The organism is Corynebacterium sp. HMSC14B06 (assembly GCF_001807075.1).
Classification (GTDB): domain Bacteria; phylum Actinomycetota; class Actinomycetes; order Mycobacteriales; family Mycobacteriaceae; genus Corynebacterium; species Corynebacterium jeikeium_D.
On sequence record NZ_KV787355.1, the window covers coordinates 103,613 to 125,194 of the forward strand.

The 21,582-nt window shown below is 61.4% G+C and carries 13 protein-coding genes; 8 read left to right on the forward strand and 5 right to left on the reverse strand.

Features of this window, described 5'->3' with window-relative positions:
• Positions 1 to 9: 9 nt before the first annotated feature.
• The gene (locus tag HMPREF3130_RS00555) at positions 10 to 2,427 is read right to left on the reverse strand and encodes an ATP-dependent RNA helicase (RefSeq protein ID WP_070429091.1); all 2,418 of its coding nucleotides are present in this window, start codon (positions 2,425 to 2,427) and stop codon (positions 10 to 12) included.
• Positions 2,428 to 2,470: 43 nt separating this feature from the next.
• Between HMPREF3130_RS00555 and HMPREF3130_RS00560 the strand changes: the two genes are divergently transcribed.
• The 4 genes from HMPREF3130_RS00560 (at position 2,471) to HMPREF3130_RS00575 (ending at position 5,600) form a co-directional block, all read left to right on the forward strand.
• Entirely contained in the window at positions 2,471 to 3,364 is an 894-nt protein-coding gene (locus HMPREF3130_RS00560; protein ID WP_070429092.1) for a cation diffusion facilitator family transporter, read from the forward strand.
• Positions 3,365 to 3,473: 109 nt separating this feature from the next.
• Complete coding sequence (locus tag HMPREF3130_RS00565; protein ID WP_049189819.1) at positions 3,474 to 4,421, forward strand: alpha/beta hydrolase family protein; 948 nt, start codon at positions 3,474 to 3,476, stop codon at positions 4,419 to 4,421.
• Between the two features lie 12 nt (positions 4,422 to 4,433).
• A complete protein-coding gene (locus tag HMPREF3130_RS00570) occupies positions 4,434 to 4,934 on the forward strand; it encodes a methylated-DNA--[protein]-cysteine S-methyltransferase (protein ID WP_070429093.1) in 501 nt (166 codons plus the stop codon).
• Positions 4,935 to 4,937: 3 nt separating this feature from the next.
• Complete coding sequence (locus HMPREF3130_RS00575; RefSeq protein WP_049172542.1) at positions 4,938 to 5,600, forward strand: nitroreductase family protein; 663 nt, start codon at positions 4,938 to 4,940, stop codon at positions 5,598 to 5,600.
• Positions 5,601 to 5,611: 11 nt separating this feature from the next.
• Here the strand turns inward: HMPREF3130_RS00575 and HMPREF3130_RS00580 are convergent, their stop codons facing one another.
• Complete coding sequence (locus tag HMPREF3130_RS00580) at positions 5,612 to 7,672, reverse strand: oxidoreductase (RefSeq protein ID WP_070429094.1); 2,061 nt, start codon at positions 7,670 to 7,672, stop codon at positions 5,612 to 5,614.
• A 183-nt stretch (positions 7,673 to 7,855) separates the two neighbouring features.
• Here HMPREF3130_RS00580 and HMPREF3130_RS00585 point away from each other — a divergent pair, with 183 nt between their 5' ends.
• Positions 7,856 to 8,617 (forward strand): SDR family oxidoreductase, encoded by a 762-nt coding sequence (locus HMPREF3130_RS00585; protein ID WP_049193380.1) that lies wholly within the window; start codon positions 7,856 to 7,858, stop codon positions 8,615 to 8,617.
• Between the two features lie 24 nt (positions 8,618 to 8,641).
• Complete coding sequence (locus tag HMPREF3130_RS00590; protein WP_016421787.1) at positions 8,642 to 9,373, forward strand: SDR family oxidoreductase; 732 nt, start codon at positions 8,642 to 8,644, stop codon at positions 9,371 to 9,373.
• Between the two features lie 82 nt (positions 9,374 to 9,455).
• Here the strand turns inward: HMPREF3130_RS00590 and HMPREF3130_RS00595 are convergent, their stop codons facing one another.
• Together HMPREF3130_RS00595 and HMPREF3130_RS00600 are read right to left on the reverse strand one after the other, a co-directional pair.
• On the reverse strand, positions 9,456 to 11,153 hold the full coding sequence (locus HMPREF3130_RS00595; RefSeq protein WP_049193377.1) for an AMP-binding protein: 1,698 nt from the start codon (positions 11,151 to 11,153) through the stop codon (positions 9,456 to 9,458).
• Positions 11,154 to 11,691: 538 nt separating this feature from the next.
• Positions 11,692 to 12,528, reverse strand: coding sequence for an HNH endonuclease family protein (locus HMPREF3130_RS00600; RefSeq protein WP_246815082.1), 837 nt, complete (start codon positions 12,526 to 12,528; stop codon positions 11,692 to 11,694).
• 326 nt (positions 12,529 to 12,854) lie between these two features.
• Between HMPREF3130_RS00600 and gltB the strand changes: the two genes are divergently transcribed.
• Entirely contained in the window at positions 12,855 to 17,477 is a 4,623-nt protein-coding gene (gene gltB, locus HMPREF3130_RS00605; protein ID WP_070429133.1) for a glutamate synthase large subunit, read from the forward strand.
• On the forward strand, positions 17,470 to 19,011 hold the full coding sequence (locus tag HMPREF3130_RS00610; protein WP_070429096.1) for a glutamate synthase subunit beta: 1,542 nt from the start codon (positions 17,470 to 17,472) through the stop codon (positions 19,009 to 19,011). The genes gltB and HMPREF3130_RS00610 overlap by 8 nt, the downstream gene beginning before the upstream one ends.
• Positions 19,012 to 19,019: 8 nt before the next feature.
• Here the strand turns inward: HMPREF3130_RS00610 and HMPREF3130_RS00615 are convergent, their stop codons facing one another.
• Complete coding sequence (locus HMPREF3130_RS00615; RefSeq protein ID WP_070429097.1) at positions 19,020 to 21,581, reverse strand: multicopper oxidase domain-containing protein; 2,562 nt, start codon at positions 21,579 to 21,581, stop codon at positions 19,020 to 19,022.
• Position 21,582: the final 1 nt, after the last annotated feature.

A 21,582-nucleotide genomic window follows, 5' to 3' on the forward strand; every position in this document is an offset into this window, starting at 1 on the left:
CGAGCCTGCTTAACGACGGCGCTTCGTTCTCGCAGTAGCCTGCTCCTCCCACGGGTTCTCCGGCCACGGGTGCTTGGGGTAACGGCCCCGCATCTCGGAGCGAACCTGTGCGTAGGCGCCATTCCAGAAACTTTCCAAGTCTCCAGTGACCGCGAGTGGTCGCTGAGCCGGTGACAGTAAGTGCATTGTCACCGGCTTTTCCAATACCTGCGGGGTCTCCGCCAGGCCGAAGCACTCCTGCAACTTCACGGCGAGCACAATCTTTGCCTCAGGGTTCGTGGGGTCCTCCGGGTACTCCAGGCGAATCTTCGAACCGGAGGGGACCTCCAGGCGTTCGGGCACCAGCCGGTCGAAGTCCGTGGCCTCCGGCCAGGGCAGCAGGCGGCGGAGGTGCTCGGCATCTAGCTTGGGAGGGGTCGGGCGGTCCAGCTCGCCAGCAAAGAGGAGCTCGGCCTGGGCCGCGAGCCCTGCGGGGGAGACATCCGGCCATGGGGCACCGCGATGAGTGTGGAGAAAGGCCATGCGGCGGCGGAGTTGTTCGGTGTCGCGGTCGAGGTTGGGGGCGGCGTCGGCAAGCGCGTCGGCAAGCCAGGCGGAGTTGGCAGCAATGCACTGCTCAGGTGTTGGGGAGACCTGGCGGGAGGACAGCTCGATGGCGCCGAGCAGGTCACGCTCGCGGGCGCGAACGCGGCCCTGTTCGACGCGCGCCGTGGTCTCCGTGCGGGCGAGGTGGCCGGCGGCGAGCATGGCGATTTCCAGGTCGATCGCCTCGCCGTCGCGAATCAGTGCGCGGCCGTGTGAGAGCCGCGAGATGTCGGCGGCCGCGATCCATTCGTGGCCGTGTAGGTCAGAACCGCGGGCGAGTTCCGCTGCGGTGCCGCCGGTGAAAAGGTACTCGTCGGAATTCGCACTGCGCCGTCGCCCGATGAAATCCGGCCACGCCAGGGCCGTGACCAGCGCGGGGATGTCCGAGGGCAGCAGGTTGGCGGGGGCTTCAGTATCCAGCTCAATGCGGCGCACCTGCTTGGCCAAGCCGCGGGCATCGGTGAGTTTCTCCACCGCGCGTGCGACCGCGTCGGCGTGCTGCGGCATCATGGCCGTGGCGGTCAGCAGCGCGCGTCCCATGCGCGGATGCACCGGCAGGGTAGCCAGGGTGCGGCCGAGTTCCGTGATGTCACCGGCCTCATCAACAGCGCCCAGGCCAGCGAGAATGCGGTTTGCAGCCTCGGCGTGGTGGGGTGGTGGGGCGTCGAGAAGCTTCAGTCCCTGCATCCCCGGCGTGCCCCACGCGGCGGCGTCGAGGAGCGCCTGGGTCAGGTCGGCGACCTCGATTTCCGGCGCGGGCCAGGCGGGAAAGGACGCGAATTCCGACTGGGAGACGCAGCGCACCACGATGCCCGGGCCCTCACGTCCCGCTCGGCCAGCGCGCTGGTTCGCGGAGGACTGCGCACACGAGCTGGTGACCAGGCCGGAGAAGCCACGCGCAATGTCGAGTCGCGGTCCGCGCGCGAGGCAGGCGTCGACAACGGCGCGCACGCCCGGCACAGTCACGGATGATTCCGCAATCGCGGTGGACACAATTACGCGTCTACCATCCGCTTGCCGACGGAACACGCGGTCCTGCTCCTCGGAGCTCTGCTGGCCGTGCAGCGTCAGCACCGCCACCTCCGAGGAATCCGCGATATAGCCTGCGCAGCGTTCCACCTCGCGGATGCCAGGGAGGAAAACCAGCACATCACCGGCGGCTTCTTCCGCGAGTGTGCTGGCCTGGGCGGCAACGTGCTGCAGGAAGTCGTCGGTCACACCGCGTGCATTCAGCCGCTGCGGAAAGGGCGCGTAGCGGATGTCCAGAGGAAAGATCTCCGCCTCCGCCGCCACAATGGGAGCCGGGGTGGAGCCGCCGAGCAAGGCCGCGAACTTCGGTGCGTCCACCGTTGCCGACATAGCGACAAGGCGCAGGTCATCGCGGATATCCCGCAAGTCGCGCACCATTGCCAACACCAGGTCGGTGTCCAAGCCGCGCTCGTGTACCTCATCGATGAGCACCGCGCTGGCATCCACGTCGCCGTCGCGCAGCAGTCGGCGCAGCAGCACACCGGGAGTGACAAACTCCACGCGGGTGGCGCGGGAAACTTTTGCGTCGCCACGCACCGAGTAGCCAACTTCCTCACCGAGCTTGGTGCCCGACAACTGCGCCAACCGCCGCGCTGCCGAGCGCACCGCCACACGCCGGGGAGCCGTGACCACAATGCGGCCGCCCAGGGTGTTGGCTACTGCCGGCGGAACCAAAGTGGTCTTGCCGGTGCCCGGTGGGGCCTGGACTACTACGTCGTGGTCGCGCACGGCGTCGGCAAGCGAGGCGAGTTGCGACGCGAACGGCAGGCCTGCAGAAATGTTCTGCAAATTGAACTGGAAATCGGTGCTCATAGAACTGGTAGTAACTCCGGAAAGGCGGGTAAAGTGCCCGCATATGCAGGACTTATCTCGTTTTGGTTGGCTTTCAGTGGGGGCGGCGGTCGTCACCATCGCGCTGAAGTTTTGGGGCTACACTCTGACCGGATCGGTGGGCCTGCTTTCCGACGCGACGGAGTCGATTGTCAATCTGGTTGCGGCAGTTGTCGCAATTATTGTGCTCAAGGTTATCGCGCGGCCCGCGGACCGTGATCATGAGTTCGGCCATTCCAAGGCAGAGTACTTCTCGGCCGGGCTGGAAGGTGCCATGATCTTCGTGGCGGCGGCGGCCATTATTTATGTCTCCATCGAGCGGTTGGTGAACCCGCAGCCGATTGAGCAGATTGGCCAGGGCCTCGTCGTGACCGTAATTGCCTCGGTGATCAATGGTGCGGTGGCGCTGATTCTGCTTAAGGCCGGGCGCCAGCACAACTCCCTGGCGCTGACCGCCGACGGCAAGCATCTGATGACCGACGTGTGGACCTCCGCCGGAGTGCTCGTAGGTGTGGCGCTGGTGTGGGTTACCGGCCTGTGGTGGCTCGACCCGATTATCGCGCTGGCCGTGGCCGTAAACATCCTGGTCACCGGCTACAAGCTGCTGCGCGATTCCGGTAACGGCCTGATGGACAAGGCCATGGAGGGCGACGACCGCGTGGCGGTGGATGAGATTTTGGCCTCGCACCGTGACCGGAGTCGTGGCATCGACGTCCACGAAATCCGCACTCGCGAGTCGGGGCATCAGAAGTTCATTGAGTTCCATGTGCTGGTGCCGGGCGCGTGGAGCGTGGAGCGCGGTCACGATGTGCTTACCGCGATGGAAGATGAGCTGCGGGAGCGTTTCCCAGGTGTGCATATCTCCTCGCATCTGGAGCCAATTGAGGACGAACGCGCCTATGGGGATGTGCAGTTGTAACGCGTGTGAGGCAAATTCCACGAAAGCGCTGAAAGTGATGAGCCTTACACTTTAAGATTGTGTATACAAAATCATGCACTGTTTAAGTCCACTCGAAGGAACTGCATAAATGACCTCCGAAGCCTCAACCACTTCCACTGGGGATAGCCGTTTTTCCGCGAAGAGCCCGAAGTTGCCGGAGCCGTGCCCTCGGCAGGACATCATTATTCCGGCTAATGACCGCGTCCTGCTGCGCGGAACCATGTTCCGCCCGAAGGAGAACCCAGAGAACATTCCCAACGGCATCATCACCGTTCACTCCGGTACCGGTGTGCCGCAGGGTTTCTACCACCGTTTCGCTGAGACCGTGGCAGAAAAGGGCTACGGCGTTATCACCTATGATTACCGCGGAATTGGCCAGTCCGCTCTGAAGACTGACCAGAACAACGAAGACATCCGGATGTCGGACTGGATCACCAAGGATATTCCGGGTGTGATCGAGTGGGCCAAGGAGACCTACCCGGACGTACCGCACTTCGCTGTCGGCCACGCGGTTGGCGGTCACGGCATCGTCTACGCCGGCTCCGAGGGCACCTATGACGCAGCGGCGTTGGTCAACTGCCGCGGTATGCGTATTTCCAAGGTGCCGTCCGTGGCGGGCAAGGTCCGCGCATTCTTCATCTTCAATATTCTCGGCCCGATTAGCGGTTTCATTACCGGCCACATTCCGGCGTCGGCGTGGCGTCTGGCTGTTGAGCCGCCGAATGGTGTCATGCGTCAGTGGGCTCGCTGGGCTCGCAAGGAAGGCTACTTCTTCGACGATTCCGAGTTCGACTTCGCTAACCGCTTCTCCAAGGCTCCGCAGCCGTTCCTGTCCATCCGCGTTCCGGATGATTACTGGACTGAGGAGTCCTCGGCAGACCTGATCACCAATGTGATGAGCTCTGCTGAAAAGATTGAAAAGCGCCAGGCTCAGCCGGCTGGCGGCAAGGGCGTGGGCTACGGTGGTTACTTCCGCTCCGGTCACGAGAAGGAGTGGGACGAGCTGCTGGCCTGGTTCCAGGCCAACAAGGGCTAAGTAGGAGGTTTTATGGCGATTTCCCAGGTAGAAACGCCTTTCGGCGTGCTTGGAATCGCCACCTCCGCTCGCGGGGTCGTCGAAGTCAATCTCTTAGGCCCCGTGCTTGACGACGACCCCAGCGCCGCCGACCCCGAAGCGCAAGCGGTGGCGGAACAGGCAGCGCGGCAGTTCCGCGAGTACTTTGCCGGGCAGCGCCGTGAGTTTGCGCTGCCGCTGGACTGCGACATATTCACCCAGGATTCTTTCCGCGCCCGTGCGCTGACCGCACTGCGCGATGTGCCGTATGGCCAGGTCGTAACTTACGGTGAGCTCGCTGAAATGGCCGGATCACCCCGTGCCGCCAGAGCTGCCGGCTCGGCCTGTGCCACCAATCCGCTGGGCATTCTGATTCCCTGTCACCGCGTGGTGCCCGCCAGTGGGGGAGCGGGGTCTTTCGGATCCTATGCCGGCGGCCGCGAAATGAAGCGCTGGCTGCTCGAACTCGAAGGTTGGCAAACAGTTATTCTTTAATGCATGACTTCGCATTCTCCGCGCGACCAGTTCGCCACCGAATTTGAGAACATCATCCGCAACCGCCGTGCCACGCGCGTCTATGCTGACGAACCGCTTGACGACGCTGACGTGCGCCGCCTCCTGGAGCTATCTCTGGAAGCTCCCAGCGCCTTTAACATTCAGTCTCGGGCTATCGTGCGCATCGAGGACCCTGAGGTGCGCCAGCAGGTAGTGGAAGCTGCCGGTGGTCAGAAGCAGGTTGCCAATGCGCCGCTGCTGCTCGCCTTCATTGGTGAGCCGACCGGCTGGAAGCGCGGTATTCCACGCCTGGTTGAGGCCAACAAGGCGACTGGCCTGTGGGACGAAGTTGCCGCTGCCGAGCGGGAAGCCTCGATGACCTCCTTCCATAAGGTCCGCGAGGAAAAGGGTCTCTCCCGCGAGTTCGCAATCCGCGACGCCATGATTGCCGCTTCTTTCGCTATGGTCACTGCCAGCGCCTTTGGTTGGGCTAGCTCCCCGATGACGGGCTTTAGTGAGCAGAAGGTCAAGGAAGCTATCGGTGCCGGTGACACCGATGTGGCGGTAGCGCTGTTGCTGGCCATCGGTGTCCCGGGTGAGTTCCCGGCTCACCCGGGCCGTTTCGAGTTCGAGCAGCGCGCCTACACCGACCGCTACGAGGCGTAGCAGCCCTAGCCCTACAGCGCGAGCGCTACCTCGACGGCCTGGCGGATGGCACGCTTAGCGTCCAGCTCAGCGGCCACGTCCGCGCCACCGATGATGGTGACATTGGAGTTATCGCCGGTGACGCTCTCGCGATCCTTGCCGCCCAGGCAGTCCAGATTGGATACCTGACCAGTACAGACAATCACGTTGTCAACTGCGATGACCTGTGGCTTTTCATCGATGGTGATGTGTAGGCCCTCGTCATCGATACGGTTGTAGGTGACGCCGGTGTACTGCTTGACACCGGCCTTCTTGATCTCCGCACGGTGAACCCAACCAGTGGTCTTGCCCAGGCCCTTACCGATGCGGGAGGTCTTGCGCTGCAGCAGGTGCACCTCGCGCTCAACCTCAAACTCCTCAGCTGCGCCAGAGACCGTGCCCGGCTTGGTCAGACCCGCGCGGAACTCCGCAGGGTCACCGACGCCCCAGGCGTCCTTCCAGGCTTCGATGGTCTGGTTCGGCTTGCGAGTGAGGTATTCACACACGTCCACACCGATACCGCCAGCACCGATGACGGCCACCTTGTTGCCGGCCTGCTTCGCACCCGAGAGCAGCTCGTCGTAACGAATGACCTTCTCGTGGTCGATACCGTCAATGCCCGGGATGCGCGGGGTGACACCCGTGGCCACAATCACGTGGTCAAACTTGGTCTTGAGCTCGTCGACGTCGGCACGCGTGCTCAGGTGAACTGGAACTTCGAGTACCTCCAGACGGCGGGAGAAGTACTTCAGCGTCTCGCCGTAGTCCTCCTTGCCCGGAATCTTTGCGGCGAGGTTGAACTGGCCACCAATCTGGTCGGCGGCCTCGAAAATCTCCGGGTGGTGGCCGCGCTGAGCTGCGGCTTCCGCGAAAGCGAGTCCAGCCACACCAGCGCCGATGACGGCGACGTGCTTGGCCTTGTCCTTCGACACCGGCACGGATACCAACTCGGTTTCGTAAGCAGCCTTCGGGTTGACCAAACAGGTGGAGCGCTTGGCCGCGAAGGTGTGGTCCAAGCAGGCCTGGTTACAGGCGATGCAGGTGTTGATCTGGTCAGCTCGACCATCGCCCGCCTTGATGGCGAAGTCCGGGTCAGCCAGCAGTGGGCGGGCCATGGAAATCAGGTCCGCATCGCCGTCAGCGAGGATCTTCTCCGCAATCTCGGGACGATTGATTCGGTTGGAGGCTGCCACCGGGACGTCGACAAGCGAACGGAGACGACCAGTCAGATCCGTGAATGCGGCGCGCGGCACGGACGTAACGATGGTGGGGACGCGTGCTTCGTGCCAGCCGATACCGGTGTTGAAGACATCGACGCCAGCCTCGACCAGACGCTGCGCGAGTTCAGTGGTCTCGGACCAGGTCTGGCCGTCTTCCACCAGGTCAAGCAGCGAAATGCGGTACTGCAGCAGGAAGTCCTCGCCCACCTCGGCGCGAATGCGACGGACAATTTCGATGGGCAGGCGCATGCGAGCCTCGGCGCTGCCACCCCAGTTGTCCGAGCGGTGGTTGGTGCGCTCGGCCAGGAACTGGTTGAGCAGGTAACCCTCGGAACCCATAACCTCGATGCCGTCGTAACCGGCACGTTTCGCGAGCTTCGCGGCGCGGACGTAGGCGCCAATGGTGCGCGAGACATCAAAGCCGGTGAGGCGGTGAGCCTTAAACGGGCTAATCGGCGACTGACCGGTATTGGCGGAGCGAGCCAGCGGGCTGTAGCTGTAACGACCGGCGTGCAGCACCTGCAGCACGATGTGGCTGCCGTGGGAGTGCACGAGGTCAGTAACGCGGCGGTGATTGTCCGCCATGCGCTTCGACGCCATCATCGAACCGGCCGGAGTCAGCCAACCTTCGATGTTGGGAGCATAACCGCCGGTGACGATGAGCCCCACGCCACCTTCGGCGCGTCGACCAAGGTAGGCAGCCAGCTTGGGGATATCACGGGTGCGATCTTCCAGGCCGGAGTGCATTGAGCCCATGATGATGCGATTGCGCAGAGTTAGAGGACCGACGTCGAGAGGGGAGAGAAGATGTGGGAAGTGAGGCTGGTCAGACATGCAACCAGTATCGCGGTTTTAGCGGCTGTGTATGAGGTGAATCGGAAAAATTCCGGCACAGTTTTATATACGTTTCACGTGGAACATCAGGTGTAAAGCACGCGCAGTCTTCGGCGCAGGAGGGTGTCGTATGACTACAGTCGGGAATATTAGTAGACGCATGTAGCAAGGAGTTGAGCCCCCATGACCTCTGAAACTTCAACTAATGGCAAGAAAGTAGCTGTAGTTACCGGTGCTTCTTCCGGTATTGGTGCAGCCACTGCCAAGCAGTTCGCAGCTGAAGGTTTCCGCGTTGTGCTGGGAGCCCGCCGCGAGGACAAGCTGGAGGCTGTCGCGGAGGAGATTCGCGCTGCCGGTGGTGAAGCGACGGTCTACAAGGTTGACGTCACCTCTGACGCCGATGTGGCGGCGCTGGCTAAGGCCGAACCGCGCGTCGACGTGCTGGTTAACAACGCCGGTGGCGCCTGGGGCATGGAATCGGTTGAAGGCGCTGTCGAGGAAAAGTGGCGCTGGATGTACGAGGTCAACGTGCTGGGCACCCTGCGCGTCACCCGCGCGCTGCTGCCCGCATTGAAGTCCACTAGCGGCATTGTGCTCACCGTCGGCTCGATTGCCGGCCGTCAGGTCTACACCGGCGGCGCCGGTTACAACGCAGCCAAGCACGCTGAGCGCGCGCTGGTGGAAGTCCTGCGTCAAGAGGTTGCTGCCGATGGCGTGCGCGTCACCGAAATCGATCCGGGGCGCGTCCACACCGACTTCTCACTCGTGCGTTTCGACGGCGACGAGACCAAGGCCGCAGCGGTCTACGATGGCGTTGAGTCGCTGACCGCCGATGATGTTGCCGACATCATTGTGTTCGCGGCCACCCGTCCGAAGCGCGTCAACATTGACTTCCTGCAGGTGACCCCCATCGACCAGGTGGGCGGCGCGAAGCCGAAGAAGTAAACCGACTACATAGAGGAGCCGTACATGAGCATCGATATTGCCGCTGACACCAAGATTGCCCTGGTCACGGGTGCAAGCCGTGGTATTGGCCTGGCGGTCGCCAAGGATCTCTCCCGTGACCACCATGTCATTGTGGGCGCTACCAGTGCTGAGTCTGCCGAGAAGGTGGCGTCGCAGTTGCCGTCGGCAAGCGTATTCGTTGCTGATCTGGGTGATACCGACGCCGTAAACGCGGAAGTGGCAAAGCTGTTGGAGGCGCTCGGTGGGCGCGGGCTGGATGTGCTCGTGCACTCGGCGGGCGTGTACGTCGATGGGGACGTGGCGGAGGTTTCGCGTGCGGACTGGTCGCGAATTATGGACATCAACGTCGTCGCCGTCGCCGACCTGACACGCCAGCTGCTGCCAGCGCTGCGCAAGGCGGAGGGCACGCTGGTAACCATCAACTCGGGCTCGGGATTCCGCGCTTCAGCTGGTACTTCACCGTATGCAGCGTCGAAGTTCGCGCTGCGGGCCTTCACCGATGCGCTGCGCGAGGAAGAGCGGGGCGCGGTACGAGTCAGCTCCGTGCACCCTGGGCGCGTCGATACCGATATGCAGGTTCAGCTGCAGTCGAATTGGCACCGCGATGATGCGGATTGGCGTTACGACGGAACGAAGTTCATGCGGCCTGAATCGATCGCAGCCGCAGTACGTCTGGCCGTTGATACCGGAGCGGATGCCAACGTGGATGAAATCCAGGTGCGCCCGCGCGGATAGCCGTGTAAAAGGTAGCGAAGATAAGCAAAAAGTGTGCCCACCAGGCGGATAGCCGGTGGGCACACTTTCGTGTGCAGGCTTCTTACTGAGCGTCCAGGTTCAGGCGCTCGTGCATTGCTTTGACCTCGCGCGGGACAACCTTGCCGATGGCGTTGCGCGGCAGGGAGTCGACGAAGAAGACGCGGTCCGGAGTGGAGTGCTCGGCCAGAGTTTCGCGGACGTACTCGCGCAGCATGTCCTCGGTGAGGTTCTTGCCGGCCTCATTGTCCTCGCGGACAACGTAGAGGAACAGGTCAGCGAAAATCTCGTCGTTTTCGTTGCTGCCGTGGCAGAAGACATCGGCGATGCCCGGCACCGGGCCCAGAATTTCTTCGACCTCGCGTGGGAAGACGTTCTCGCCGCCCTTGATCACCATGTCGTCGGAGCGACCACAGATGTACAGGTAGCCGTCCTGGTCGATACGGCCGAGGTCACCAATCTGGAACAGGCCATCGACGGTGGTGAACTTGTCCTTCTTGTTCAGGTAACCGATGAAGGAGAGCTCCTGAGCGGTGTGGATCATGCCAACCTCACCCGGCTCGACTTCCTTGCCGTCGTCACCCAGGATGCGAACCTTGGCGCCAATTGCCGGGCGACCTGCGGAGTCCGGGCGAGCTGCGAGGTCCGCGCCGGATGCGATGGAGCACAGGCCGGCCTCGGTGGAGCCGTAGAAGTTACAAATAACCGGACCGAAGCGGTGAGTCAGCGCGGAGACGAGCCAGCCCGGGATGGCGTTACCAGAGGAGACGATGAAGCGGAACGGGCCAATCTTGCGGTTCGGCTCCTCATCCAGAACGTCCTTGATCTGGCGCAGGAAGAAGGCCGCGGAAATCATGCCGTTACAGCCGTACTGCTCACACTGGTCAACAGCCTTCTTCGGGTCGAAGACACGCATGGTGACAATGGTGGAGCCGGTAGCCATGCCAATCAGCACATTTGCCCAGCCCCAGGCGTGGAACATGGATGCGGACTGGTGAATGACCATGTTGCGGCGCCACGGAATACGATCGGCGATTGCACCCACAGTTGCCGGTGTCTTCGGCTCATTGCGCAGGACACCCTTCGGGATGCCGGTGGTGCCGGAGGACATGATGATGATGCGTCCCTGCTCCGGCTTCGGATCTAGCTTGGCGTTCGATGTACGACCTTCTTCAATGAGGTCTTCCATGAACACGAAGTTCTTGCCCGCGTTCTTGCGGGTCTCCGGCTTGGTCACGGAGGTAATAACGACGGTGACATCGTCGAGGTCTTCTGGCAGGTTGCCCAGGAACTCGTCATCGACGAACAGGAACTTGGCCTTATTCTGGTCAACGACACCGCGAATCTGAGTCGGGCCGGAGCCGATGTTCATCAGCATAATTTCGGAGCCGATGAATCCCTTGATGGCCATCGGCAGGATGATGCCGCGGCCGTTGCGTGCGATAACGCCGAAGCTGGACTTCTGGGTCATGCCACGGTCCATCAAGGCGCGAGCCAGGGCGTGGGCGTTGTCAAGCAGCTGAGAATAGGTGAGTTCACCGTCATCGTCGACAAGGGCGAGGCGATCCGGGTAGCGCAGCGCACTCATGGAAATCAGGCTGGCGACGGAGAACTTCAGGCGACGCAGGTAATCGAGAATCTTCGGCGCCGTCTTCGGAGTCATGTACAGGGCACCAGTACGCAGGAGTGGTGGAATCGACTGGGCAAAAGCCTTGATTTGGAGCCCAAGTGGTACTTCCGGAGCCTTCATTTCAGCTGCCATGGGTGAGAATCCTCCAAGATGATGGACAAGCGATTAATAGCGCCAAGCGACTCTTTAGTCACACTGACACCATCAGTCACGGTAGTGCGATTTTGTAACAACCAGACTTTAACAAACCTGTGCCGCGTCAAAAAGTAGTTTCCACGAAGAAAAGTAAAAAATACGCAGTCGGCGTGCGCAATGCTTTACGACGGATACCTTTTCGCGTACGGGCTCGAGGATACAGTGTTATCAAACAGTTATAAACCGACAGGAAGCAGTGAATATAACGAAAGGATAACACTGCGGTAACGAATTCAATTCTGATATTGACGTATATAACTCTATGAACCCAGGGTTTTCGGTTGGTTTGTTTGACGGGGCGGGCAGTAGCTGAATGGCGGTCGCCCCCAGAAATTAGGGGGCTAGGAATCTTCTGAAAAATAGAAATGTTCGAGACTAGGAGGGGCGGAGGTTGCGAGTGCGTAGCTGAATAGGTGGCATATTCGCTGGCTTGAGCCTCGGTGTGCGGCATCGGTGAGCGTCGGAGGAAGTTGCCCTAATTCAGGGTTAGGGCGGCAAGTGTGGGCTCATCCTCTGGTGTGCAGGTAGAGAGCCAACGGTCGATGGCATCGTACTCCGCCTGTGTGAGCCACAGGTGGTATTTCTGTTTTACTGCCACCTGGCGAGCGACATACTGGCAGCGAAATGGCTTATTGGCGGGTACCCAGGATGCGGCATCGCTATCCCGCTTCTGTTGATTGGCGGGGCCATCGACGGCCAAGAGGTTGAGGGGGTCATTGGCAAAGTCCTGCCGAACCTCGGGCGGGAGTTGCTGTGCCCCCTTTTGCCAGGCGTCGCTTAAGGCTACGACATGGTCGATTTGAACGGCAGAAGAGGTATCGCGGCCACGCTGGAACTCAATCATCGTGCCGGTATAGGGATCCAGTAATTGCCCTGAAAGCACGACGCAATCGTGGCTATTTGGTTTGTACTCCTTATTAATAAGGTCACGATTCAAAATATCGTTTCGCGTGTCACATCCGTTGTGCCCAAACTCGGCAGAGACGTCGTCGCTCCAACGTTGCCCGAACTCATCGCGCGCATAGCCGGTTTTCGGTGCGCGCCCTTTTACCTCCAGCTGGTTGAGGGCGCTACGGATGCCGTCGATAGGCGATGTGCCGGGCGCTGGGGTGTCCGGGGCGTCGGGCGCTTCAGGAATCTCGGGCGCGGGTTCCTCTGGCTCGGGCGTAAATGCGGGTGCCGGTGCCGGGCTGTATGACTGGCTCTCTGGAGTGGGGGCTGTGGGAGCCGTGCAGCCGCTGAGGATTGTCGCTGCGCCGATAAGGAGGGCGAGGCCCTGCAGTGGCGAGCGGAAACGACGGTTGACGAGCATGGAGCTAACCATAGCGGTGGGAGCGGATTGGGTATGGAGGGAGGTTTGCTAAAGAATCGAACAATTGTGCGTAGTTAGCGGGGGTGGTAGCTCGATTAGGGGGTTATGGCGTTAAAGCGGGTAGTAAAAGCCCGGTTTTAGTCGAACGGGAAGGGTGTTCTAGCTCCTTCGGGGGTGGGTAAATATAGCTAATTCCCTAAATACGTATTGCAATACGCCTAGATGAAAGTGCATTGTTAAAACAGTTGGAAATATAGATAACCCGTGTCCCCCAATTGGCACATTGCACCTATAAGGGGAAAACAGCCATGACAGCTAAGACAGCCATGACTCTGACCGAAACAGCGGCCACATTGCCTCGTGGTCCTCAGAGGGAAGGTCTCTACCACCCGTCGAACGAACACGATGCGTGTGGCGTGGCCTTTGTCGCCGACATTTACGGTCGCCAGACCCATGACATTGTGGAAAAGGGCATTCAGGCACTGGTCAACCTCGACCACCGCGGGGCCGCTGGTGCCGAGAAGACCACTGGCGACGGTGCCGGCATTCTCATTCAGGTGCCGGATGCCTACTACCGCGCTGAGCTGAGTAAAGAAGGCGTCATTTTGCCACCGGCTGGCACCTACGCCACCGGTATTGCGTTCCTGCCGCAGTCGCGCATGGCCACCCTCGATGCCATCCGGGCTATTGAGGACATCTGCGCCGAAGAGGGCATCGAGATTTTGGCATGGCGCGATGTGCCGATTAACGCTGACGGGCTTGGCCAGATGGCCCGCCAGGCTATGCCGGTGCTGCGTCAGCTCTTCGTTACCGCGAAGAACTACGAGGGGCGCCAGCTCAGCGATATTGATCTCGACCGCAAGATGTTCTTCCTGCGTAAACGCTGCGAGCGCGAGCTGGGTGAACAGGGCGCCGGCGAGGGCTCTGGTGGTGACACCGTGTACTTCCCGTCGCTGTCCAGTCGCACGATCGTCTACAAGGGCATGCTGACTACACCGCAGCTGAAGGATTTTTACCTTGACCTGCAACAGAAAGAAGTCACTTCCGCGCTTGCCATCGTGCACTCGCGCTTTTCCACGAACACTTTCCCGTCCTGGCCACTGGCACACCCGTACCGCTACGTCGCTCACAATGGCGAAATCAACACCGTGCGCGGCAACGAGAACTGGATGCGCGCCCGCGAGTCGCTGATTCGCTCTGGCAAGCTGGGCAATATCGACCGCGCACTGCCGGTGTGCGATCCCAACGGTTCTGACACTGCGCGTTTCGACGAGGCCCTGGAGCTACTGCATCTCGGTGGTCGTAGTCTCCCGCATGCGGTCATGATGATGGTTCCGCAGGCCTGGGAGCACGACGATAACCTCAGCCCGCAGGTTCGCGCGTTCTACGAGTACCATGCCTGCCTGATGGAGCCGTGGGACGGCCCCGCCGCCATCTGCTTTACCGACGGCCAGGTCATCGGTGCCACCCTGGATCGCAATGGCCTGCGCCCGGGGCGCATCTGGGTGACCGACGAGGGCCTGGTGGTGATGGCCTCCGAAGCTGGTGTCTTGGATATCCCGCCGGAGCACATTGTGCAGCGCACGCGCGTACAGCCGGGGCGTATGTTCCTGGTGGACATGAAGGCCGGCCGCATTATTGAGGACAAGGAGATTAAGTCCACGCTGGCCGCCACTGGGCCCTACGAGGAATGGATCAAAGAGGGCCTGGTCGACATCGCCGATTTGCCACGAGAGCGCTACCAGTACATGCCGCATGCCCGCGCGGTGTTGCGACAGCGCGTCTTCGGCATCACCGAAGAAGACGTTGACCTAATCATCCGCCCGATGGCACTCACCGGCGCGGAGGGCCTGGGTTCGATGGGCTCGGACACGCCGATTGCAGCACTGTCCAACCGCCCTCGCATGCTGTTCGACTTCTTCTCGCAGCGGTTTGCACAGGTGACCAATCCGCCGTTGGACTCGCTGCGCGAAAAGTCCATCACCAGCATGAATACGTTGCTGGGCGCAGAGACCAACATCCTGGAGCCCACTGCCGATGCCGCCCGTCGCATCCGGCTTGAGCATCCAATCCTGGACAACCACGACTTTGTCACCCTGTGCCAGGCAGGCAAGAACGAGGAGTATTCCGAGTTCCGTGCCGAGGTCATCTCCGGCCTGTACCCGGTCGCCCGCGGTGGCCGCGGCCTGCGCAACGCTATCCGTCGTGTCCGCCGTGAGGTCTCTGAGGCCATCGACCGTGGTGCCCGACTGATTGTGCTGTCTGACCGCGAGTCCAATGAGCGCTTTGCCCCCATCCCGTCGCTGCTGCTGACCTCTGCGGTCCACCACCACCTGGTGGAGGAGCGCACTCGCACGCGCGCCAGCCTCATCATTGAGGCTGGCGACGCCCGCGAGGTGCACCACATGGCCATGCTGCTGGGCTTTGGTGCCGATGCCATTAATCCGTACATGGCTTTCGAAACCATCGATGAGCTGCGCATGAAGGATCAGCTTGGTGATCTGACGCTGGATCAGGCCTGCTCGAACTACTGTAAGGCCGCCTCCAAGGGCGTGTTGAAGGTCATGTCCAAGATGGGTATCGCCTCACTGCAGTCCTACCGTGGCGCACAGCTGGCCGACACCGTCGGTCTGTCGCAGGAGTTCCTGGACGAGTACTTCACCGGCGCTGTTTCTCCGCTGGAGGGTATCGGTCTCGACGAGGTCGCAGAAGACGTTGCAGCTCGTCACCGCAGCGCATTCCTGCCGCGTCCGGAAGAGCAAGCACACCGCGAGCTGGATCTCGGCGGCGAGTACAAGTGGCGTCGCGAAGGCGAGTACCACCTATTCAACCCGGAGACCATCTACACGCTGCAGCATGCGACCCGCACTGGTCAGTACGCGGTCTTCCGCGACTACACCAACAAGGTCGATGAGCAGACCAAGCAGCTGGCAACTCTGCGCGGCATGCTCGAGTTCGCCTCGGACCGCGAGCCGATCGACATTGAAGAGGTTGAACCGGTCTCCAGCATCGTCAAGCGTTTCTCCACCGGCGCGATGAGCTACGGCTCCATCTCTGCGGAGGCACATGAGACGCTGGCCATCGCTATGAATCGCCTGGGTGCGATGTCCAATTCCGGCGAGGGCGGCGAAGATCCAGACCGTTTCGAAATGGAGGCCAACGGCGATTGGAAACGCTCTGCCATCAAGCAGGTAGCGTCGGGCCGCTTCGGTGTGACCAGCCACTACCTGTCCAACTGCACCGACATCCAGATTAAGATGGCCCAGGGTGCAAAGCCCGGCGAAGGCGGCCAGTTGCCACCGAACAAGGTCTACCCGTGGATTGCGGAAGTGCGCATCACCACCCCGGGCGTGGGTCTGATCTCGCCACCACCGCATCACGACATCTACTCGATTGAGGATTTGGCGCAGCTCATTTACGACCTCAAGAACGCCAACCCGCGCGCCCGCATTCACGTGAAGCTCGTCTCCGAGCAGGGTGTGGGTACTGTCGCCGCTGGTGTGTCGAAGGCGCATGCCGACGTTGTGCTGATCTCCGGCCACGATGGCGGCACTGGTGCCTCGCCGCTGACCAGCCTCAAGCACGCGGGCGGTCCGTGGGAGCTGGGGCTCGCTGAAACCCAGCAGACCCTGATGCTCAACGGGTTGCGCGACCGCATCCGCGTGCAGTGCGATGGCCAGCTCAAGACCGGTCGCGATGTCGTGGTCGCGATGCTGTTGGGCGCTGAGGAGTTTGGTTTTGCTACCGCTCCGCTGGTGGTTGAGGGCTGCGTCATGATGCGCGTCTGCCACCTGGACACCTGCCCAGTCGGTATTGCCACCCAGAATCCGACGTTGCGGAGCAAGTTCACCGGCCGTGCCGAGCACGTGGTCAACTTCTTCACCTTCATCGCCCAGCAGGTCCGTGAATACCTCGCTGAGCTGGGTTTCCGCACCATCGATGAAGCGGTCGGACATGCCGAGTGCCTGCGTCCGCGCAAGAATCTGGGCAACCTTCCGCGCGTCGCAAAGCTTGACCTAGAGCGAATCCTGCACGTTGCCGAGAGCCCCTTCTTTGTGGATCAGGATTCCTACTGCACGAAGGCGCAGGACCACGGCCTCGAGGGGGCGTTGGACGAGCGCCTCATCGACGAAGCGCAGCCCGCGCTGCGTACGGCGCGTGCGAACGGGTTGGCGCCGACGCCAGTGGCGCTGCACCACGCCATCAGCAATGTGAACCGTTCCGTGGGCACGCGCCTCGGGTACGAAGTCACCAAGGTCGCAGGTAAGCAGGGGCTTGCCGACGACTCTATCGTCGTCAACCTGCTCGGTTCTGCCGGTAACTCGCTGGGCGCGTTCCTGCCAGCCGGTGTGACTATCAAGCTGGAGGGCGATGCCAACGACTTCGTCGGCAAGGGCCTATGCGGCGGCAAGATTGTGGTCCGACCTTCACGTTCGGCCCCGCCAACCGCGGATGTGGCTACCGACACGATTGCCGGCAACGTCATTGGTTTCGGTGCCACTAGCGGTGAAATCTTCGTCCGCGGCACCGTCGGCGAGCGCTTCTGCGTGCGTAACTCCGGTGCCACGGCCGTGGTCGAGGGCATCGGTAACCACGGTTGCGAGTACATGACCGGTGGCCGCGTCGTAGTGGCGGGCCCGGTCGGTCACAACTTCGGCGCCGGTATGAGTGGCGGTATCGCCTACCTGCTGGATAACGAGGCGACGCGAGCGAACATCAACACCGAGTTGGTCGACATCGTGCCGCTCGACGATGAGGACATCAGCTGGCTGGAGGCAACGCTGTCGAAGCACCGCAAGCTCACGGGTTCTAAGACTCGGTTCCCGGCTGCACAGTTCATCAAAATTATGCCGCGTGATTACGCCCGAATTCTCGACGTAGTCGCGAAGGCAAAGGACAACGACGCTGACATCAACGAGGCAATCATGGAGGCAGTAAGCAATGGCTGATCCGAAGGGTTTCATGAAGTTCCAACGCGAAGAGCCTGCTCATCGCCCGGTTCCGCTGCGTCTGATGGACTGGAAAGAAGTCTATGAGGAGGCTAGTCAGGAGCACCTGCAACAGCAGGCGACCCGCTGTATGGACTGCGGCGTGCCGTTTTGTCACTCGGCCTGCCCTCTGGGCAACATCATTCCGGAGTGGAATGACCTGGTTCGTCAGAACCGCTGGCACGAGGCTTTCGAGCGCTTGCACGCCACCAATAACTTTCCCGAGTGGACCGGTCGCCTGTGTCCGGCTCCGTGCGAGGGCGGTTGTGTGCTCGGCATCAACGACGATGCGGTGACCATTAAGAATATTGAGCTGGCCATCGTTGAACGCGGCTTCGATGAGGGCTGGGTGCAGCCGATTGTGCCGACTTTCGACACCGGCCAACACATTGCTGTCATCGGCTCCGGGCCGGCGGGCCTTGCTGCAGCACAGCAGCTCACTCGCGCCGGGCATGATGTCACGGTCTTCGAGCGTGACGACAAGATCGGTGGTCTGATGCGCTACGGCGTTCCGGACTACAAGATGGAGCAGCGCTTCCTCGACCGTCGCCTTGAGCAGATGGAGATTGAGGGTACTGAGTTCCGCACCTACATCTCACCGACAGCCGCTGACCTGGCCGACTTCGATGCAGTGGTCCTAGCTACCGGCGCCTCGCTGGCTCGTGACCTGCCCGTCGATGGCCGTGACCTCGAGGGCATTCACCAGGCTATGGAGTACCTGCCGGGTGCCAACCGCGTTGCCGTAGGCGAGCTCGACAGCCCGCCAATTGATGCCAAGGGCAAGAAGGTTGTCGTCATTGGCGGTGGCGACACCGGTATTGACTGCTTTGGTACCGCGCTGCGTCAAGGTGCTGCGTCCGTCACGCAGTTCGATATCCGTCCGCGGGCTCCGAAGTCCCGTGCGGCGTCGACTCCGTGGCCGATGTACCCGCTGGTCTGGCGCGTGGCGACTGCCCACGAAGAAGGTGAGTACACCATCACCGGTTCCGAGCCGCCAGAGGTTACCGAGGCGCTCGGCCTTAACGCTCGCGTCACCGGTGAGACGCTGGGCAAGCGCGTCTTCAACGTCAACACCGTCTCCTTCCACGGCGAGGACGGTCACGTGACCGGTCTGTCCGCCAACGAGGTCGAGGTCATCGATGGGAAGCGCGTGCCCATGGAGGACACGGATTTCGAGCTCGATGCCGACCTAGTTCTCATTGCTCTGGGCTTCTCCGGTCCGGAGCGCGGGGGCCTGCCGCATGAGCTGGGTATTCAGTTCAACGATCGCGGTGTGATGATGCGTGACGACGACTACCTTGCCGTGCGCAGCGACATCGAGCAGAACTTCGACGGTCCGGTGTTCGTGGCCGGTGACAATGGCCGCGGTGCCAGTTTGATTGTGTGGGCTATCGCCGAAGGCCGCGCCTGCGCCGAGGCTGTGGACCAGTACCTGATGGGCGAGTCCAACCTGCCTCGCGCGGTGGAGCCAGAAGACGCTCCAATTAAGTTGTAAACCCTGGTTTAGTTCACCACTATGTTGCCGCGTGCCCCCATTTCGGCATGCACCATCTGGTGGTCAACAAAGTGGTACGTGCCTGGCTCCGGGAATTCGGCCTCAACATAACCACCCTGCGCGGCACCGAGGTCAAGGGCTTGGGCGCCGCCCACGCCGTCGTCAAGCAAAAGTGTTCCCTCTTTGTACACGCGATGGAACTGCGTGCCGACGATGTGGAAGCTCGTGCCTTTGTTGGGGCCTGCGGCCAGTAACCAGAAACGTACCATCTCACCTGCGCGAATACGAATCGGGTGGGTGAGATACTGGTCGGGGTAGCCGTTGAACTTGTAGATATCGGGGTCCTCGGCCATGGTCTTGTCGGCATCGGGGCCGTCCTCGCCCCAGTAACTTTCCGACTGCACCAGAAGAACTTCGTGGTCGACTTCGGTGAGATTCGGTGGGTCGATAATGACAGCACCGTGCATGCCGGCAGCGATGTGCATGGACATGGGCATGGTTGCGCAGTGGTACATCCAGATACCCGCCCGGTCGGCACGGAAGCGGTACTCAAGCTGTTCACCAGGGGCAATGTCGCGCATAGGTTCATCCGGTGCAACGATGCCCGCGTGGAAGTCGATGGAGTGACTCATCGTGCCATCGTTAATGAGCGTGACGACGAACTCGTCGCCCACCTTGCCGCGCAGGGTTGGCCCCAGCGGTTTGCCGTTGAATACCCAATGCTGCTGCTCGACTCCAGGGGCAGCGTAGCCGGTGAACTCGCTGGCTCTCAGGGTGACGTGGTGAACCGTGGCGTCCTCGGCGGGTTCTAATAGCGGGTTGATGGTGGGGGAATCCGGGCCGGGTTGCTCGCCGACATTCCCGAGCGCACCGGGAGTGGCATGGTCAGCGTGGTTGCCACCTCCGGTGTGGTGTGAATGATCAGTGCTACCTGTATTGACTGTGAGGGTCATGCCCATCTGTCGGTGACCAGCAATGGTGCACCAGCCGTCAATGTCACCGGGAACAACCGGCACTTCAATGGTGGCGGAGTTGCCAGGGGCGACACGTCCGGTGTCCTCGCCGGTGGCCAAGCGCAGATCGTGGACCTGGGAATCAGCGTTGACCATGGTGATGACCAGTCGGTCGCCGGGGTTTGCCTCTATAACGTTCGGGGTATAGGTCATATCGTTGGCGGTAACCGTGACCTCGACGGTTTCTCCGGTGGGCGCAACATCGCTGGTGGTTTTAATGCTTCCCGTACCGCCACCGCTCAGCGCAACACCAATAGTCACTACCAGGCCCAATACAGCCAGAGCGGCGGTAGTTTGAGCACCGAGTCGACGTGCAGTTGCGTGCAGTTCGACCGGCTTCGGCGTTGCTTCTTTGTTGGCCCGTGCCTTCTGACTTTCTTTCAGCGCACCAATCTGAGCCTTCGCGGCACGGCCGACAAGTGGCAGATAGGACACCAAGGCAAGGGAGACCATTGCGGAGACCGCTACTTTGGTCCAGGACGGCAGCGGCATTAGCCACAGTGCCAGACCAATATTGATGGTCGACCAGCGGAATGCTCCCGCGCGGTCAAGTTCCTTCATACCGGCGGAGACTGGACCAGCACCTCCGCCGATGGTAGCGGGCAAGAGTTGGCTCATCATGCCGATAAGCAATTGTGCGCCGAAACCGATTACCAGCGGCAGCGTAAGGGATGAGATTACGAAGCTGCCGTCAAGCGCCTTGACTGTGGCAACTGTGAGTGTGCCGATCAGCCAGACGGCCGCAGCCGCAACAGACAGCGCCGGGTAGCTGAGGCGGTCGCGGGGGTCTTTAGCGACAGTCATGACGTTGTGCGCCCACGGAATGGCGGCTATGACCCAGCCGATAGTGATGATGCCAAGGCCGACGGAGGCGAACCAGTTGAAGCTGGTCAGTGCACCGATTGTGGTAGTCGCGATACCTATGAGCTGTACTACTAGTGCCAGCTTCGGGCGGGAATGCGGCGACATCTGGGTTCGCCACAGCGCTGGGAACATGGTGATGAGCGTGCCGCAGGCCGCGAGCCCGAGGAAGCCAATGAGGTTGATGGCTTCATGTGCCAGTAGGAGGTCGTCGTGAAGCGCTTCGCCCTTCGGAGATGCGAGGATGGCGCCGAGCGCGGCGCCGATCGGCAGTAGGCATGCCGACGCGACGTAGTACGCAACGGAGATGGCGAATGGTCGATTGCGCTTCGCTACCAGGTCGCGTCCGAGGGAAATCGCATGCCATGCGACGGCGACGCCGACGACCGCCGCGCCGGCCGTGGTCACTGGCCACCAATCACCCAGCTTGCCGACGACCGTTGCGCCAACACCTACGTTGAGCAGGTAAATGTTTGCTAACTGAATGTGCCGATTGCCATCGGGCACATCGATTTTCAGTAGTTTCTCGGTGAAGTGGCGGCCCCAGATAAGGATGGAGTTGGTGACGGCGCCGAGAGTAAAGAGGTGCACCAACAGCCAGCGCCCATCGGAGACAAATGGGTGGACTAATGCGGCCACAATGATGGCAGCGAACCACCAGCGCACCGGCATACTGGCCTTGCGATGCCAGGACATG